Below are 17,100 nucleotides of genomic sequence, written 5' to 3' on the forward strand. Positions count from 1 at the left end.
AGGCCCGCCCCGCTAAGCGAACGGAATGGACATACGCGAAGCATACGCAGCCGAGGTGGCAGCGGGACGGTTAAGGCCGGACCCGGCGCAGCAGGGCGTTCTGGAGGCCCTGGAGCGGGTGCGCGCGGGGCTGGCAGCCCCGGTCAAGCGCGGCTTTCTCCGCCGCGCGCCCGAACCGGTGCGCGGCCTCTACCTCTGGGGCGGGGTCGGGCGCGGCAAGTCGATGCTGATGGACCTGCTTTATGCACAGGTCGGCGCGGCGAAGATGCGCCGCCATTTCCACGCCTTCATGCAGGAGGTGCACACCGGCATCGCCAAGGCCCGCGCACGCGGCGTCGAGGACCCGATCGCCCCGGTCGCGGCCAGCATCGCCGCAGAGATCCGCTTTCTCGCCTTCGACGAGATGCAGATCAGCGACATCACCGACGCGATGATCGTGGGCCGGCTGTTTCAGGCGCTGTTCGCGGCGGGCGTCACGGTGGTGACCACCTCGAACCGGCCGCCCGAGGACCTGTATCTCAACGGTCTGAACCGCGAGGTGTTCCTGCCCTTCATCGCGCTCCTGCAGGAGCGGCTGGAGGTGCGCGAACTGGCCAGCGCCACCGATCACCGGCAGAACCGGCTGGCCGGCAGCCAGACCTATTTCACCCCTGTCGACACCGCCGCGCGGCGGGCTATCGCCGCCATCTGGGAGGATTTCGGCGGCGCGCGCGCCCACCCGATGCACCTGCGAGTGAAAGGCCGCGAGGTGGAGATTCCGGCCTTTCACAACGGCGTGGCGCGGGCGAGTTTCTATGACCTTTGCGGGCGGCCGCTGGGCGCGGCCGATTACCTCGCGCTGGCCGAGGCCGCGCGGGTGCTGATCCTCGAGGATATCCCGCGGCTGAGCCGGTCGAACTACAACGAGGCCAAGCGTTTCGTCACGCTGATCGACGCGCTTTACGAGGGCAAGGTGCGGCTGATCTGTTCGGCTGCCGCAGCACCGGACATGCTTTATGTCGAGGGCGAGGGCAGTTTCGAATTTGCCCGCACCGCCAGCCGGCTGGTCGAGATGCAGGGCGCGGACTGGGGCCAGCCGGACCCGCCGCGCGACTGACGCAACGGCGCGATTTCGCGCTGGCGGCGCGCGTTCGGATGGCTAGACTGGCGCGCGGTTCGAGAACCGCATCGCGGAAGGATACGAGAGATGAAGAACGCCGAGATCGCCGAACGGCGCAAGACCGCCATCGCCCGGGGCGTGGGCATGATGACGCAGGTCTATGTCGAGCGCGCCGAGAATGCCGAGGTCTGGGATGTCGAAGGGCGCCGCTACATCGACTTTGCCGCGGGCATTGCCGTGGTCAACACCGGCCACCGCCACCCCAAAGTGATGGCGGCAGTGCAGAAGCAACTGGAAAGCTTCACCCACACCTGCCACCAGGTGTTGCCCTATGAAAACTACATCCGTCTGGGCGAGCGGCTGAACGCTCTGGTCCCCGGCGATTTCGAGAAGCGCACGGTGTTCGTGACGACCGGCGCCGAGGCGGTGGAGAACGCGGTGAAGGTTGCCCGCTTTGCAACCGGGCGGCAGGCCGTCATCGCCTTCGGCGGCGGCTTTCACGGCCGCACCTTCATGGGGATGAGCCTGACCGGCAAGGTGCAGCCCTACAAGGCGGGCTTTGGCACGATGATGCCCGACATCTACCACGTGCCCTTCCCCGTGGACCTGCATGGCACCTCGACCGACACCGCGATGAAGGCGATCACGCAGCTCTTCAAGGCCGATCTGGACCCCGGCCGCGTGGCCGCCGTGATCATCGAACCGGTGCAGGGCGAAGGCGGCTTTTACCAGGCGCCGGCCGAGTTGATGCGTGCGCTGCGCAAGCTTTGCGATGACCACGGCATCGTGCTGATCGCCGACGAGGTGCAGACCGGTTTCGCCCGCACCGGCAAGCTTTTCGCGATGGAGCATTACGATGTCGCCGCCGACATCACCACGATGGCCAAGGGTCTGGCCGGGGGCCTGCCGCTGGCGGCGGTGACCGGGCGCGCCGAGATCATGGATGCGGCCAATCCCGGTGGGCTGGGCGGCACCTATGGCGGCAACCCGCTGGGCATCGCCGCGGCCAATGCCGTGCTCGACGTGATCGAGGAGGAGGACCTCTGCGACCGCGCCAACGTGCTGGGCTCGAAGCTGCGCCAGCGGCTGGAAGCGCTGCGCGCCACGACGCCGCAGATCGCCGAGGTGCGCGGCCCCGGCTTCATGGTGGCGGTAGAGTTCAACGTGCCAGGCGAGGCGACGCCGGACGCCGATTTCACCAACCGGGTGAAGGCCGAGGCGCTGGCGCGGGGGCTGATCCTGCTGACCTGCGGCGTTTATGGCAACGTGATCCGCTTCCTTGCGCCGATCACCATTCCCGACGCGCATTTCGCCGAAGCGATGGACATCCTGGAAGCCTCGGTCGAGGCTGCGAAGGCCGCCTGAGGGCGGCCCTGCCGTTGGCGGTGGCGGGGGGCTGTCTGCCCCCCGGGCTCCTGCGGAGCCTCCCCCCGAGAGTATTTGCCGCCAGAAGAAGAGGCTAGCCGTTCTCGCGCAGGACGTGGCCCGCGAGGTAGAGCGAGCCGCAGATCAGGATGCGCGCGGTCGGATGCGCGGCAGAGATCGTGCTGATCGCCGCTTGCACCGAGGGCGCGGTGGTGGCGGGCAGGCCCACCGCCTGGGCCTGCGCCATCGTCGCCTCGGCGGGGATCGTGTTGGTCTCGCCCGGGATCGAGACGGCGGTCAGGCTTTGCGCCGCCTCTGCCAGCGGGCGCAGGTAGCCCGCGATATCCTTGGTGTTGAGCATGCCGCAGATCAGGTGCACCTCGCGCCCGCGCATCTGGCGCAGCGTCTCGGCCAGGACCAGCCCCGCGGCGGGGTTGTGCCCGCCGTCAAGCCAGAGTTCGGCCGGGCGGGCGAGATCGGCCAGGTGGCCCTCTGTCAGGTGTTGCATCCGCGCGGGCCAGTGCGCCTGGGTCACCGCGGCCTCGCAGGCGGCCTCGTCCATGCCCAGCGCGCGCAAGCTGGCCAGTGCCGCGCCGGCGTTGATCACCTGGTGCGGGCCCGGAAGGTTGGGCATCGGCAGGTCCAGCAGTCCGGTCTCGTCCTGGTAGATCAGCCGCCCGCGTTCGGTGGAAACGTGCCAGTGCTGGCCATGCGCCAGCAACGGCGCGCCAACGCGCTCGGCAACCTGCTCGATCACGTCGAGTGCTTCGGGGTGCTGTGGGCCGACGATGCAGGGCACGCCCCGCTTGATGATCCCGGCCTTTTCACCCGCGATCAGTGGCAGCGTATCGCCAAGGAAGGACTGATGATCGAGATCGACCGGGGTGATGACAGTCAACCGCGGCTGGGCAATCACGTTGGTCGCGTCGAGCCGCCCGCCCAGGCCGACCTCCAGCAACACGTAATCCGCCGGCGTTTCGGCAAAGGCGAGAAAGGCCGCGGCGGTGGTGATCTCGAAAAAGGTGATCGGGTCGGGGCCGTTGGCCTCGTAGCAGCGGTCGAGCACGGCGGTTAGCGCAGGCTCGGAGATCAGCGTGCCGTCGAGCCGGATGCGTTCGTGGAACCGCGCGAGGTGCGGCGAGGTATAGGCATGGACGCGCTGCCCGGCGCGCTCCAGCCCGGCGCGGATCATTGCCTGGGTCGACCCCTTGCCGTTGGTGCCGGCGATGTGGATGACCGGCGGCAGCCGGTCCTGCGGGTTGCCGAGCCTGTTCAGCAAGCGCCAGACACGGTCGAGCGTAAGGTCAATAACCTTGGGGTGCAGTCCCATCATCCGTTGCAGGATGACGTCGGATGTGGATGTCACGTCTTTGTAGCCTTCGCGGCAGGTTTGGCCGATGCGGCGGCGGGTTCGGCCTTGGGCGCGGCTGCTTCGGGCGTGGCCGCGTCATCCGGCGCGCTGTCATCGGCGGCGGCGGGCGCGGGCAGGTCGGCGGCGATGGCGGGCGGCAGGCCAAGCAACAGGCGCACCAGCCCGATCAGCTCGTCGCGCAGCTTTGCCCGCGGCGTCACCCGGTCCAGCATCCCGTGGTCCAGCAGGTATTCGGCCCGCTGGAAGCCCTCGGGCAGCTTTTCGTGGATCGTCTGTTCGATCACGCGGGGGCCGGCAAAGCAGATCAGGGCACCCGGTTCGGCCAGCTGCACATCGCCCAGCATCGCGTAGGAGGCGGTGACGCCGCCGGTCGTGGGATGGGTCAGCACCACGATGTAGGGCAGGCCCGCCTCTTTCAGCATCTCGACCGCGACGGTGGTGCGCGGCATCTGCATCAGGCTGAGGATGCCCTCCTGCATCCGCGCGCCACCGGCCGCGGAAAAGAGGATCAGCGGGCGCTTCAGCTTCACCGCCTCTTCGGCAGCGGCGATGATGGCGTTGCCCACGTACATGCCCATGGAGCCTGCCATGAAGCTGAAATCCTGCGCGGCGGCGACGATGGGCGTGCGCCCGATCTCGCCGGTGGCGACAAGCATCGCCTCTTTCTCGCCGGTCTGCTTTTGCGCGGCTTTCAGGCGGTCGGTGTATTTCTTCTGGTCGCGGAACTGCAGCGGATCGGCGATGGGCTCGGGTACCTTCACCTCGGTGAAGACGCCACCGTCAAACAGCGCGTTGAAACGCGCGCGCGGCGTGATCGGCATGTGATGGCCGCAACTTGTGCAGACGTTGAGATGTGCAGCCAGCTCGCGGTGGAACAACATCGTTCCGCACTCGTCACACTTGGTCCACAGATTCTCGGGCAATTCGCGCCGGGAAAACAGCGAGTTGATGGTCGGGCGGACGTAGTTGGTGATCCAGTTCATGCCGGCGGCCTTCTGACGTTGCGGGGTTGGAAATATGCCGCGGCGGGGCGAATTGCAATCAGCGCCGCAAGGCAAGCCTGCCGGCCAGCCAGACCACGAGGTTGCCGAGCGCGATGAAGACGAGGCCCAGCAGCGCCTCTGGCGTGAAGACCTCGGCGACCGATCGGCTGGCCATGCCCTGCGGCGCGACGTCCAGCAGGATCAGGGCAAGGCCCGATCCCGGCGCGCCCAGGCCCCCGAAGACGATGATCGAGGCCACGTTGTTGGCAAAGTGCAGCCCGATTGCCGGGCCAAGCGTGCCGCCCCGCGCGGCAAGATCGGCACAGGCCAGCCCCAGCAGGCCCGCCCACACGGCCCATAGCACACCTTCAGCCGGCCCCGGCGCATTCCAGAAATGCACGATGCCGAAGATCAGGCTGGGCAGGCCCATCCAGACCAGCGGCCGGTCGCTGAGCGCGGCAAGCTGCTGTTGCAGGTAGCCGCGAAAGAACGCCTCTTCCGCGCCGGTCTGGATCAGCAGCAGCACCAGCCCCGGCAGCAGCCAAAGCAACCATTGGCCCAAGGGGCGGATTGCGGCGACGTTGCCCAGTGCGGGCCATGGCGGCAGCAGATCCTGCGCAGCCAGCACGGCGAACACCATCAGCGCCACCGCCACGCCCTGCCGCCATGCCAGTTCGGGTGGGCCCAGCAGCGTTCGAAGCGGCAGGCCGTGCAGGCGCCGCATCACGCCACCCAGCATCGCCAGCGGCACGAGGTATCCCGAGAGTTGCGCCAACATGCCCGGCGCGGTCGTGCCACCCTGAAGATCGGCGATCTGGCTATCGCTCAGGCCCAGAAGAGCGGCGACATCAGGCACCGCGACGAAGGCCACGACAACAAGGAAAGCACCCAGCGCGATCCGTCCGGGCGAGGCGCCGGGACGGGAAGCCGCGGCAAGCCGGCGGTGCGGTGCATAGGGATCGGACAGCATGGCCGGACCCTAGGCAGGCCGACGGGGAACGTCAAAGCCGCTTGTAAGGCCGGGGTGGCCGTTTTAGACCAAACCCCGACAAGACAGCACGACAGGAGCCACCGATGACCCGCCATTTCGACAAGTCCAAGCTGCCCAGCCGCCATGTGTCGGTCGGGCCCGCCCGCGCACCGCACCGCTCCTATTATTACGCGATGGGCATGGATGAGGACGATATCGCGCAGCCCTTCGTCGGCGTCGCGACCTGCTGGAACGAGGCCGCGCCCTGCAACATCGCGCTGAACCGGCAGGCGCAGGCGGTGAAACTGGGCGTCAAGGCCGCCAGCGGCACCCCGCGTGAGTTCACCACGATCACCGTGACCGACGGCATCGCGATGGGCCACGAGGGCATGCGGTCGTCGCTGGCCAGCCGCGAGGCGATTGCCGACACGGTCGAGTTGACGATGCGCGGCCATTGCTATGACGCGCTGGTGGGTCTTGCCGGATGTGACAAGTCGCTTCCGGGGATGATGATGGCGATGGTGCGGCTGAACGTGCCGTCCGTCTTCATCTACGGAGGGTCGATTCTGCCGGGCCGGCTGAATGGCCGCGATCTGACCGTGCAGGACGTGTTCGAGGCCGTCGGCCAGCACCAGGCCGGTAACATGAGCGATGCCGAGCTTGCCATTCTGGAGCGCGTGGCCTGTCCCAGCGCGGGCGCCTGCGGCGGCCAGTTCACCGCCAACACGATGGCCTGCGTGTCCGAGGCGATTGGCCTTGCCCTGCTCAACTCCTCCGGCATGCCCGCGCCTTACGAAAGCCGCGACCAATATGGCGAGGCGTCGGGGCAGGCGGTGATGCTGCTTCTGGAGAAGAACATCCGCGCGCGTGACATCGTCACCCGCAAGAGCCTGGAAAACGCCGCGCGCGTGGTGGCCTGCACCGGCGGCAGCACCAATGCCGGCCTGCACCTGCCCGCTATCGCGCACGAGGCGGGGATCGACTTTGACCTCTTCGACGTCTGCGACATCTTCAAGGACACGCCCTATTTCGTCGACCTCAAGCCGGGCGGCCAATATGTGGCCAAGGACCTTTACGAGGCGGGCGGCGTGCCGGTGGTGATGAAGGAACTGCGCAAGGCGGGCCTGCTGCACGAAGACTGCATCACCGCCTCGGGCGAAACCATTGGCGAGTCGCTCGACCGGATCGCGGGCGAGGCTGACGGGCGGGTGATCTACCCCGTTTCGGCGCCGATCTCGCCCACCGGTGGTGTCGTGGGCCTAAAGGGCAACCTTGCCCCCGATGGTGCCATCGTGAAAGTCGCCGGCATGACCGCCGACCAGCGCGTGTTCACCGGCCCGGCCCGCGTCTTTGAGTGCGAAGAAGATGCCTTCGAGGCCGTAAAGGCGCGCGATTATCAGGAAGGCGAAGTCATCGTCATCCGCAACGAGGGCCCGGCCGGTGGCCCCGGCATGCGCGAGATGCTGGCGACCACCGCCGCGATCAGCGGGCAGGGCATGGGCAAGAAGGTGGCGCTGATCACCGACGGCCGCTTCTCCGGCGCGACGCGCGGCTTCTGCGTGGGCCATGTCGGCCCCGAGGCGGCGCATGGCGGGCCGATCGCGCTCTTGAAGGACGGCGACATGATCACGCTGAACGCCACCACGGGCGAGCTCAGCGTCGCGCTCAGCGACGAGGAACTGGCCGCGCGCAAGGCCGACTGGAAGGGCCCGCGCCCGACCAATTACGCCTCTGGTGCCCTGTGGAAATACGCCAAGCTGGTCGGCCCGACCCGTCAGGGTGCCGTGACCCATCCGGGCGCGCGCGCCGAGACCCATATCTACATGGATCTCTGAACTGGTACCCGGCGAATCGGCTTGACCGGTTCGCCGAACGGGACCAGCCTCGGGGCAATTTGTTGCCCAAGGGGAGGACAGGAAAATGGGTCTGCGTGGTCTGATCGTTGCATCGGTTTTGGCCGGGTCCGCGGCGCTGGGGCTGACCCCCGCGCCTGCCTTTGCGCAGGAGGCCTGGCAGACCGTGCCCGACCCCGCGCCGCTGCCGCCGCCTGATTCCAGCGGCAACGTGCCGGTCAACGGGCTGCAGATCTACTACGAGGTGCACGGCACCTCCGGCCCGTGGATCATCTTCCTGCATGGCGGCGAGGGCAGCGCGCTGGCCTGGGGCAACCAGGTGCCCGCCTTCGACCAGCACAACCGCGTGCTGCTGATCGAGCTTCGCGGCCATGGCCGCTCGACCTGGGACGGCAAGCCGATCACCTACGAGGCGATGGAAAGCGATGTCATCGGGGTGATGGACGCGCTCAAGATCGACAAGGCCGATGTCGTCGGCTGGAGCGATGGCGGCATCGTCGGCCTGATCATGGGCATCCATGACCCCTCGCGCGTGAACAAGATTGTCGCGGACGGCGCCAATACCGATCCCGACGGGGTGGATGGCTCGGTCTTCGACAGCGTGCCCTACAACATCCCCAGCACCCGCGACGAAGACACCTACAAGGCTCTGTCGCCCACGCCCGACCAGTGGGATGCGTTCAACACCGCGATCAATACGATGTGGGAGAACGAGCCGCACATCACCGGCCAGTTGGGCCAGATCACCGCGCCGGTGCTGGTGATGGTGGGCGACCACGACCTGATCAAGCCCGAGCACACCAAGATGATCGCCGACAGCATTCCGAACGCGACGCTGAAGATCATCCCGGATGCTGCGCATTTCATCGTCTGGCAGCAGCCGGCAGCCTTCAACGCGGCCGTCAAGGATTTCCTTGGCGTGCAGTAACCGCATCGGCGGGCGCGGCGCGGTCATTTGGGCCGCGCTGACAGCTCTGGTGCTGGCGCTGGCCGGATGCGACGGGCTGCACGGACCACAGGTGACCCAAGTGGCGGTGATGGACGGCGCTCTGACCGTGGCCGGTCCGCGTGGCTTCTGCGTCGATACCGCCGCAAGCCGCCCTGCGATGGGCTTTGTCGTGTTGGGCGGTTGTGCGGTGGTGGCCGGCGACGGCCCCATGCCTGACCCTGCTGGCCTGATCACCGTTCAGGTCGGCGGCGCCGGAAGTGCCGCCGTGACAGGCAACGAGGCTGCGCTTGATCGTCTTCTGACCTCGCCGCAGGGCACGGCGCTGCTCAGCGCCGGAGGCCAGCCGGGCAGCGTGCGGGTCCATAGCCACGCCCATACGGCAGGCCTCGTGCGGGTACGTTTCACCGATGGTACCGCGGCCGATCCGCAAGGCGTACAGCCCGGTGAATGGCGTGCGTTCCTCGACCTCGGGGGGCGAATGGTGACGGTCAGCCTGCGCGGACTGGCGCGCGCGCCGCTCAGCGCCGGAGAGGGCCAGCGCCTGCTTCTGGGCGCGGTCGCGGCCTTACGCGCCGCCAATGCCGGAAATCCCGCCTCCACGGGCTGAGCACTGTTTCCTTTTGATCAACGCTTTGACAGTGATAAGCCCACGATAGACCGGCCGGACCCGCAACCCGACCGGCATGGCAACGAGTGCAGGACTGAGGATGGCAGGCAATCGGATCGGTCTGATCGAGGGGCTTTTGTTCCGCGCCGCACTCCGCCGGTGGCGGTCGGCCGCCCGGCGCGCCACGAAAATGCCAATCGCCACCCTGCGCCGCCTGCGCCAACAGGCCGGCACGTTGCGCGTGCCGCTTGATACCTTCATCGCGCGCGCCGACCACCGTCTGGTGCTGCCCCGGATCGGCGCCGATGGATTTCCCCAGCCGCCCGGCACAGACTGGGCGTGGCGCCCCGAGATGTGGCGTACGCCGCTGGCCGAGAAGGGGCGCACGGCGGTGGACAGCCGCACGTCGCTGGGCGGGCAGGTCACGCTGTTTCACGACTGCAAGATCAGCGAATTGACGATGCGCCAACTGCGCAACACCCGCGAAAGTGACCTGGCCCCGTTTGGTCTGCGCCTTGACGTGTTCCGCTTCGACGGGTCGTTCCTCAGCCTTGTCCTCGACCTGCCGACCGAGGCCTGCGAAGGCCTGAAACGCCGCCACATTGTCCGCGTGGACATGATCGTCGAGACAGAGAAGCCGCTGGAAATCTTCGCCCGCCTCAACGTGCGCCACGGCCCCAATACCGAGCAGATCGTGCGCGAAGTGCCGCTTTATTCCAGCGAGGTCATGGTCGAGTTCGACATGGCCTATACCGCGTTGAACGAAAAGCGGGTCGAGGCGGCTTGGCTGGACCTGATCTTCGAGAACCCCGAGATGAACCAGGTGACGATCCGCGACATCACCTTCTGCCGCCATCCGCGCGCGGCACTTTGACCGCAACTGCCGAAGGAGACGCCATGACGACGATGACGCTGACCAAGACCCGGCTGATCGACGGCGCGTGGGAAGGCCTGTTGACCGGGCCGGGCACTGACGGGCCCGCGCCGCTGTTGCGCGTCACGCATCATGAAACGGTGCTGCCTGGTGTCACCGTCGAAGCGGTCCCCGCCGAGAGCGGTTGGCGCGTGCGCGTTCCGATCCCACCCGAAACCATCGCCGACGGGATGCAGACCTACCTGATCGCCGCCGCAGACAGCGGCGAGGTGCTGGCCAGCTTCGCCGTTCTGGCGGGCGATGCGCTGGCCGAAGACCTGCGCGCCGAGGTCGACCTGCTGCGCGCTGAACTGGACCTGCTCAAGCGCGCCTTCCGCCGCCATTGCGTTGAAACCGCCCCGCCAGCCGTGCCGGGCTGACGCGACGCGGGGGCGTTTCGATGACGCAGCGTAGGGGGTGACGTTTGACGCCAGTCGCGTCAAGGTTGCGGCCAGACGAGGGAACCCGCCATGACCGATTATCCGCACCTTCTTGCACCGCTGGACCTGGGCTTTGTCACGCTGCCCAACCGTGTGCTGATGGGCTCCATGCATACAGGGCTGGAAGAGACTCGCGACTGGAACCGTGTGGCCACCTTCTATGGCGAACGGGCGGCGGGCGGGGCCGGGCTGATCGTGACGGGCGGCATGTCACCCAACCGCGAAGGCGGGGTTTTTCCCGGGGCGGCGGGCCTGTTCAACGCGGCAGACATCGCCAATCACCGGATTGTGACCGACCGGGTCCATGCGGCCGGCGGGCGCATCGCGATGCAGATCCTGCATGCGGGCCGCTATGCCTATTCGCCCGAATGCGTCGCCCCGTCGGCAATCAAGTCGCCCATTTCGCCATTCCCGCCGCGCGAGCTGGACGAGGCCGGCATTGAAAAGCAGATCGCCGACATCGCCACCGCCGCTGCGCGTGCCCGCGAGGCCGGCTATGACGGTATCGAGATCATGGGGTCCGAGGGCTATTTCCTCAATCAGTTCATCGCGGCACATACCAACCACCGCACCGACCGCTGGGGCGGAAGCTATGAAAACCGTATCCGCTTGCCGATCGAGGTGGTGCGCCGCGCCCGTGCCGCGGTGGGGCCGGACTTCATCATCATCTACCGGCTGTCGATGATCGATCTTGTCCCCGATGGCTCGACCTTCGCCGAAGTGGTGCAATTGGCGCAGGAGATCGAGAAAGCGGGCGCAACCATCCTGAACACCGGCATCGGCTGGCACGAGGCCCGCATTCCCACCATCGCCACATCGGTGCCCCGCCGCGCCTTCGCATGGGTCACCAAGAAGCTGATGGGCAAGGTGGGCATCCCCATCATCACCTCCAACCGCATCAACACACCCGAGGTGGCCGAGGAGGTGCTGGCACAAGGCTGCGCCGACATGGTCAGTATGGCGCGCCCCTTCCTTGCCGATGCAGCCTTCGTGGCCAAGGCCGCGGCCGGCCGGGCGGCCGAGATTGCCCCCTGCATCGCCTGCAACCAGGCCTGTCTTGACCACACCTTCGGCGGCAAGCTGACGTCCTGCCTTGTCAACCCGCGCGCTTGCCATGAAACAGAACTGCTCATCGCGCCCGCGGACGGGGTGAAAACAGTGGCGGTGGTGGGGGCCGGGCCGGCGGGTCTGGCAGCCGCGCTGACGGCTGCGGAGCGCGGACATAACGTGACCCTCTTCGACAAGGCGGCAGAAATAGGCGGTCAGCTGAACATGGCCAAGGTGATCCCCGGCAAGGAAGAATTCATCGGGCTGGTGGACTATTACGCGAAAGCCGTCGCGCGTGCGGGCATTACCCTGCGGCTGGGTCAGCCCGCCACGCCCGCCGATCTGGACGGCTTTGACGAGGTGATCGTCGCCACCGGCGTCACCCCGCGCGATCCTGCCATCGCCGGTCAGGACGGCCCCAACGTTCTCAGCTACATCGACGTGTTGGCGGGCAAGGTACCGGTCGGTGCGCGCGTGGCAATCGTCGGCGCGGGTGGCATCGGCTTTGACGTAGCCGAGTTTCTGACGACGGGCCACAGCCCAACGATCGACCTGCAGGCATGGCTGGCCGAATGGGGCGTGACAGACCCCGAATCGGCGCGGAGCGGCCTGTCACCCGAGGGGCCCCGCCCCGAGGCACCGACGCGGCAGGTTACGTTGCTGCAGCGCAAGGCAGAAAGACCGGGACGCAACCTTGGCAAGACGACCGGCTGGATTCACCGCGCCAGCCTGCAGATGAAGGGCGTCAAGATGATTGGCGGCGTGAATTACGAACGGATCGACGACACCGGCTTGCATGTCAGCTTCGGTGAAGGCCGCGAGCGTCCGACGCTGATCGAGGCCGACACGGTGGTGCTTTGCGCGGGCCAATTGCCGCAGCGCAGTCTTGCCGATGCGCTGATCGCGGCGGGCCGGAACGCGCATGTGATTGGCGGAGCTGACGTTGCGTCAGAACTTGATGCCAAGCGCGCCATCGATCAGGGCACACGGCTGGCTGCGACGCTCTAACCTATCGTCATAAAAGGCATATCTGGCCGGACTCGGCTGTTTCCCTGCCTTCACCTATGCGCGACAAAACCCCGATATTGTCCGGGCGTGGACCCAATGATGCCCGAATTCAAGGCGATGACTGCGGAATTGAACGAACCGCAGAGGACCGCCCACATGGACCGTCTCACCGAAATGGAAGCTTTCGCCACCGTTGTGGACCAAGGCGGCTTCACCGATGCCGCCAAGAAGATGGGCATTTCCAAATCCGCTGTTTCAAAGCATGTTTCCGCGCTTGAGGCCCGCCTTGGCGCGCGCCTTCTCAATCGCACGACCCGCCGCGTCAGCCCGACCGAGATCGGCCTGGCCTATTACGACCGCGCCCGCCGCGTGCTGAACGATGCAGGCGAGGCTGACGCGCTTGTTACCTCGATGCAGACCGCACCCTCGGGCCTGTTGCGCATCAGCGTGGCCACCGATTTTGGCGTCAATCACCTCTCGCCCGTGCTGGGTGAATTCCTGCAGGAATTCCCCGAGATCACCGTCAACATGGTGCTGAACAACCGCTTCGTCGAACTGATCTCGGAAGGCTTCGACATGGCGATTCGCATTGGCGAGCTGGACGACAGCACCCTGCGCGCACGCAAGCTGACGGAAACCAGCAAACGGATGATCGCCGCGCCGTCTTATTTTGCCCAGCATGGCCGCCCGACCAAGATCGACGATCTGAACGAGCACAAACTGTTGCACTATTCCACCCAGTCCAACGCCGCCGTCTGGAAACTGACCGCGCCCTCGGGCGAGAAGCGGCAAGTGCGCACCGCTGGTTGGCTGACGGTGAATGATGGCCAGTCGCTGCTGAACGCCTGCATCTCGGGCCTCGGCATCGCCTATCTGCCCAGCTATCTCTACGCCGATGCGCTCGCCAAGGGCCTTGTCGAAGAGGCAATTCCCGATCTGCCGGTCGAAGTGCAAAGCATCTACGCCGTCTATCCGCCCGGCCGCTTCACCCAGCCCAAGGTGCGCGCCTTCATCGATTTCCTTGTCAATGCCTTCGCGGAAAAAGGCCCTGACACCTGGTAGTCCTTTCCTGTTCATTCCCTGCCTTTGCCTGCCTGGCGCGGCCCACTAGGGTCGCGCCCTTTTTTTGTCCACTCGCGTGCATTTCGAGGGGGGCCGTTCACCGCGCATCAAGACTTTCGCGCGAGGATTGCGCGCGGGGCCAAGGGGATGTGATGGATCGGCTGTTCAACTACCTTGCACCGCGCCGCTGGCCGGATACAGCGTTGAAATTTCTGGCCTTCTGCCTGCTGATCGGCAGTATGAACATCACGTTCAACTGGGCCTTTGCGCCCGGGCCGCAGGCTCCGTGGTGGTTCTACGTGCTCAACGGGCTGGCCGTTGGCGGGCCGTTCGTCTTGTTCTTCTTCGGCATCGCCAGCTACCAGGTGCGGCTGCAGCGCCGGCTGAAGCTGCTATCGCGCACCGACGCCCTGACCGGACTGGAAAACCGCCGCAGCTTTCTTGAGCTGGCCGCGCGCCGGCGGGCCGAGGGGGTGCCGGGCGTGCTGATGCTTCTGGACGCCGACCATTTCAAGCGGGTGAACGACGAACACGGCCATGCCGTGGGCGATGTGGCCCTGCGCGCCATTGCCTACGTACTGCGGCGCAACCTGCGGCCGGGCGACATTATCGGGCGGCTGGGGGGCGAAGAATTTGCCGTCTATATGCACGATGTCAACGCCGGCCAGGCCCGTGCCGTTGGAGAGCGGCTGTGCCGGCTGATCCCTTTCAACGCCGGGCCCGGCAAGGAACACCTGTCAATCACACTGTCGGCCGGCGCGGTGACCATCTCGACGCATGACAGCCTTGACCGGATGCTGGCACGTGCCGACGTCGCGCTTTACCACGCCAAGGAAACCGGGCGCGCAAGGTTCGTGTTGTGGGACAAGCTGATCCTGACAGAGGCGGCAAGCCCGGACGCCGTTGCCACGCCCCGCGCCTCAGTTGGTTGAGATCAACACCGCCTCGACCCGGCGATTGGCATCGCGCCCGGCCTGCGTCAGGTTCGAGGCCAGCGGCGCAAGATACCCCACGCCCTGCGCGTCCAGTTGCCCCGGCGAAACCCCGTAATCGGAAACCAGCCGCGCCATCACCGCTGCCGCGCGTTTCTGCGAAAGCGCCACGTTGGCGGTCAGGCTGCCGGAGGCGTCGGTATGGCCCACCAGCACCACATCGCGGCCCGGATGGGCGACAAGATAATCGGCCAGTTCCTGCAAAACCGGGAATTGCCCCGGCCCGAGGCTGGCCGCGCCGGCATCGAAGCTGAGCCCGGCCAGCACCACATGCCCCTCACGCTCCAGCCGGGTTGCAAGATCGGTCGGCGCGCTGGCGGGCACGCCGACAGGAACGGGCGGCGCAGCGCCGCTGTCGGTGGCAGGCGCGGCCGCTGTGGCCGCAGTATCGGCCGCCGCGCCCACGGTTACGATCTGGACATAGGCCTCGCGCGCGGTGGTGCTGGCAATCACGCTGACCGCCTGTTCCGGGTCGTCAGTCCGGCGCGCTGCAAGAAAGCGATAGTTCATAAAATCCACCTGCATCGCGGGCGCGGCCAACACCTCGGTCCCAAAGCGGAAATCGAAACCGCCGCAGGCATCATCGCGACATTCGAAGACAACCTCGTATCCCTTGGCCTGCAATTGCGCACGCAGGGGTGCGATGACCTGTTCGGTCGTCAGTCCCGGCGCGGCGATGCGCCAGGCCTGCCGGCTGACCGCGCCACGCAAGGTGACAGTCGGGATCGTGCCGGCCATCCATGGTCCGACGGGCATGTCATAGCTGTCGGAGGGCGTCACGCGCTGTGCCTGAAGGCTGGCGGTCGCCGGCATCTTCAGCGCGTCTGCCGCCACGGGCGAGGCCGCCGCCAGCACCACCGCCACCCGCCACAGCAGCGGGCCGCAGAGGCGAAACGGACGGGCGGGCCATGCCATGCGCTTACTCCGGCAAGATGCGGTAATGATACTGTCCCACAGGCCCCATGCCGAGGGAAGTGTAGAGGGCGTTGGCGCCGTCATTGGCGCGGGTCACCGCCAGCGCCAGATGCGTGGCGCCCTGCCCCGCGGCCCAGCGCGCCGCCGCGGCCATCAGGTGCCGGGCCAGTCCCTTGCGGCGGAACGCCGGCGCGACCTCCAGCGCATGGACCATGGCCACGTCACCCGCCGCGGCGACAAAGGCGGTCCCCGCCGGGCGGTCGTCCACACGGCCGAGGAATGTGGTTTTCGGCCCCGCCACGCGCGTCATGACGGCCAGCCGCTCGGGCCCGATGCCACCAGTACCCCAGATCTCTGCCTGCACGGCCAGCGGCGGCCAGACCTCGAACGCGGTGACGGGCGGTGGCGGCGTGGCGGCCATCGCGGCCACGTTGCCGGCATAGGCCGTGACCGGGTCCTTTACTGCATAACCCCGCGCTGCCAGTGCGGCATCCAGCGCCTCGTCGCCGGGGCGGATCATCCACAGGGCCGGCTGGCCTAGCGCGGCCTGCGCGGCCGCCACCAGCCCGATATCGCTCGGCCGCAGCACGCCCTCGGCCGTCGCGGCGCTGACACGGCTGCCGCCGCCTTGCCCGATGCGCACTTGCCACCGTGGCCCGCGCACCCGGCCAGCGGATGGCCATGTCGCCTCAAGTGCGGCGAGGAACGCATCCATCTCGATCATGCGGGGAAAAGCGCCGCCAGTTGCACCATCGCCGCGTCAACGCGGGCCGCATCGGACCCGCGCACGACGATGTTGGTGCCATAAAGGCCGTTCTGCTGGAACGGGTACGAGCCGATCGAGAGGTCAGGAAAGGCGGTGGCCAGTTCCGACAGCGGCCCAGCGACATCCCCCTCGCCCCGCTCGATCCGCCAGCTTTGCGACAAAAGGGGCGCGCCCCCGGTCAGCCGCGGCAAAAGCCCCGCCACCATCGCCTGAAAGACCGACGGCACACCCGCCATGACGTGCACGTTGCGCAGGGAAAAGCCCGGCGCGGTGCTGACCGGGTTGTCGATCAGCGTCGCGCCATCGGGGATGCGCGCCATCCGCAGCCGCGCGGCGTTCAACTCGCCCCCGGTGCGGGCGTAATGCGCCTCCAGCAACCCGCGCGCATCCGCACGCACGTCGATGGGCACGCCGAAGGCCGCCGCGATGCAATCGGCGGTGATGTCGTCATGCGTGGGCCCGATCCCGCCCGAGGTGAAGACATGGGTAAAGCGGGCCGCCAGCGCCTGCACCGCTGCGATGATGTCGTCGCGCGTATCACTGACCACGCGCACCTCGCGCAGGTCGATGCCCACCCGCGTCAACTCGCCCGAGAGGTGATGCATGTTGCTGTCGCGGGTCCGGCCCGACAGGATTTCATCCCCGATGACAAGCATGGCGGCGGTGGGGTTGGGCATGGCGCTCTCCTCGTGCGTTTTCCCGAGGTATAGGCGCGGCCGCGGGGCTTTGCCACTGGCAGGCGCCCGGGTCTGGATCATC

The 17,100-nt window shown here is 67.2% G+C and carries 16 protein-coding genes; 10 read left to right on the forward strand and 6 right to left on the reverse strand.

Translation table 11 applies throughout. From position 1 onward, the window contains the following. Positions 1–25 precede the first annotated feature (25 nt). Together zapE and GC146_RS16235 are read left to right on the forward strand one after the other, a co-directional pair. On the forward strand, positions 26–1,096 hold the full coding sequence (gene zapE / locus GC146_RS16230) for a cell division protein ZapE (protein WP_291841043.1): 1,071 nt from the start codon (positions 26–28) through the stop codon (positions 1,094–1,096). A 90-nt stretch (positions 1,097–1,186) separates the two neighbouring features. After that, positions 1,187–2,464: a 4-aminobutyrate--2-oxoglutarate transaminase gene (locus GC146_RS16235; RefSeq protein WP_291841045.1), complete on the forward strand. Its 1,278-nt coding sequence runs from the start codon at positions 1,187–1,189 to the stop codon at positions 2,462–2,464. 94 nt (positions 2,465–2,558) lie between these two features. Here the strand turns inward: GC146_RS16235 and GC146_RS16240 are convergent, their stop codons facing one another. The 3 genes from GC146_RS16240 to GC146_RS16250 are packed head-to-tail and all read right to left on the reverse strand — an operon-like array spanning position 2,559 to position 5,789. Then, positions 2,559–3,830, reverse strand: coding sequence for a folylpolyglutamate synthase/dihydrofolate synthase family protein (locus tag GC146_RS16240; RefSeq protein ID WP_291841047.1), 1,272 nt, complete (start codon positions 3,828–3,830; stop codon positions 2,559–2,561). After that, positions 3,827–4,819, reverse strand: coding sequence for an acetyl-CoA carboxylase, carboxyltransferase subunit beta (gene accD, locus GC146_RS16245; protein WP_291841049.1), 993 nt, complete (start codon positions 4,817–4,819; stop codon positions 3,827–3,829). Before accD ends, GC146_RS16240 begins: the two co-directional genes overlap by 4 nt. A 58-nt stretch (positions 4,820–4,877) precedes the next feature. Then, the gene (locus tag GC146_RS16250; RefSeq protein ID WP_291841051.1) at positions 4,878–5,789 is read right to left on the reverse strand and encodes a type II CAAX endopeptidase family protein; all 912 of its coding nucleotides are present in this window, start codon (positions 5,787–5,789) and stop codon (positions 4,878–4,880) included. A gap of 104 nt (positions 5,790–5,893) precedes the next feature. On the opposite strand from GC146_RS16250, the gene ilvD reads away from it, so the two are divergent. The 8 genes from ilvD to GC146_RS16290 all read left to right on the forward strand — a co-directional run bounded on the left by ilvD (position 5,894) and on the right by GC146_RS16290 (position 14,600). Continuing rightward, entirely contained in the window at positions 5,894–7,624 is a 1,731-nt protein-coding gene (ilvD, locus tag GC146_RS16255; RefSeq protein ID WP_291841053.1) for a dihydroxy-acid dehydratase, read from the forward strand. A gap of 85 nt (positions 7,625–7,709) precedes the next feature. Further along, positions 7,710–8,570 (forward strand): alpha/beta hydrolase, encoded by an 861-nt coding sequence (locus GC146_RS16260; protein ID WP_291841055.1) that lies wholly within the window; start codon positions 7,710–7,712, stop codon positions 8,568–8,570. Further along, the gene (locus tag GC146_RS16265; protein WP_291841057.1) at positions 8,557–9,198 is read left to right on the forward strand and encodes a dihydroxy-acid dehydratase; all 642 of its coding nucleotides are present in this window, start codon (positions 8,557–8,559) and stop codon (positions 9,196–9,198) included. Before GC146_RS16260 ends, GC146_RS16265 begins: the two co-directional genes overlap by 14 nt. Positions 9,199–9,298: 100 nt before the next feature. Next, positions 9,299–10,072, forward strand: coding sequence for a DUF6478 family protein (locus tag GC146_RS16270; protein WP_291841059.1), 774 nt, complete (start codon positions 9,299–9,301; stop codon positions 10,070–10,072). Between the two features lie 23 nt (positions 10,073–10,095). Continuing rightward, entirely contained in the window at positions 10,096–10,491 is a 396-nt protein-coding gene (locus GC146_RS16275) for a hypothetical protein (protein ID WP_291841061.1), read from the forward strand. 90 nt (positions 10,492–10,581) lie between these two features. Next, positions 10,582–12,606 carry an NADPH-dependent 2,4-dienoyl-CoA reductase gene (locus tag GC146_RS16280; protein WP_291841063.1) on the forward strand — a complete coding sequence of 675 codons (2,025 nt, stop codon included), beginning with the start codon at positions 10,582–10,584 and terminating at the stop codon, positions 12,604–12,606. 156 nt (positions 12,607–12,762) lie between these two features. Beyond that, positions 12,763–13,668: a LysR family transcriptional regulator gene (locus tag GC146_RS16285; protein ID WP_291841065.1), complete on the forward strand. Its 906-nt coding sequence runs from the start codon at positions 12,763–12,765 to the stop codon at positions 13,666–13,668. Between the two features lie 152 nt (positions 13,669–13,820). After that, positions 13,821–14,600 carry a GGDEF domain-containing protein gene (locus GC146_RS16290; RefSeq protein WP_291841067.1) on the forward strand — a complete coding sequence of 260 codons (780 nt, stop codon included), beginning with the start codon at positions 13,821–13,823 and terminating at the stop codon, positions 14,598–14,600. Here GC146_RS16290 and GC146_RS16295 read toward each other — a convergent pair. From GC146_RS16295 to GC146_RS16305, 3 genes are read right to left on the reverse strand one after another with little or no spacing between them, the layout of a single operon-like run. Next, entirely contained in the window at positions 14,589–15,575 is a 987-nt protein-coding gene (locus tag GC146_RS16295; RefSeq protein ID WP_291841069.1) for an OmpA family protein, read from the reverse strand. The genes GC146_RS16290 and GC146_RS16295 overlap by 12 nt on opposite strands. A gap of 4 nt (positions 15,576–15,579) precedes the next feature. Next, positions 15,580–16,299 carry a GNAT family N-acetyltransferase gene (locus GC146_RS16300; protein WP_291841071.1) on the reverse strand — a complete coding sequence of 240 codons (720 nt, stop codon included), beginning with the start codon at positions 16,297–16,299 and terminating at the stop codon, positions 15,580–15,582. Further along, the gene (locus GC146_RS16305; RefSeq protein WP_291841074.1) at positions 16,296–17,018 is read right to left on the reverse strand and encodes a molybdopterin-binding protein; all 723 of its coding nucleotides are present in this window, start codon (positions 17,016–17,018) and stop codon (positions 16,296–16,298) included. Before GC146_RS16305 ends, GC146_RS16300 begins: the two co-directional genes overlap by 4 nt. Positions 17,019–17,100: the final 82 nt, after the last annotated feature.

This window comes from Limimaricola sp., assembly GCF_016125575.1.
Taxonomy (GTDB): Bacteria; Pseudomonadota; Alphaproteobacteria; order Rhodobacterales; family Rhodobacteraceae; genus WGLM01.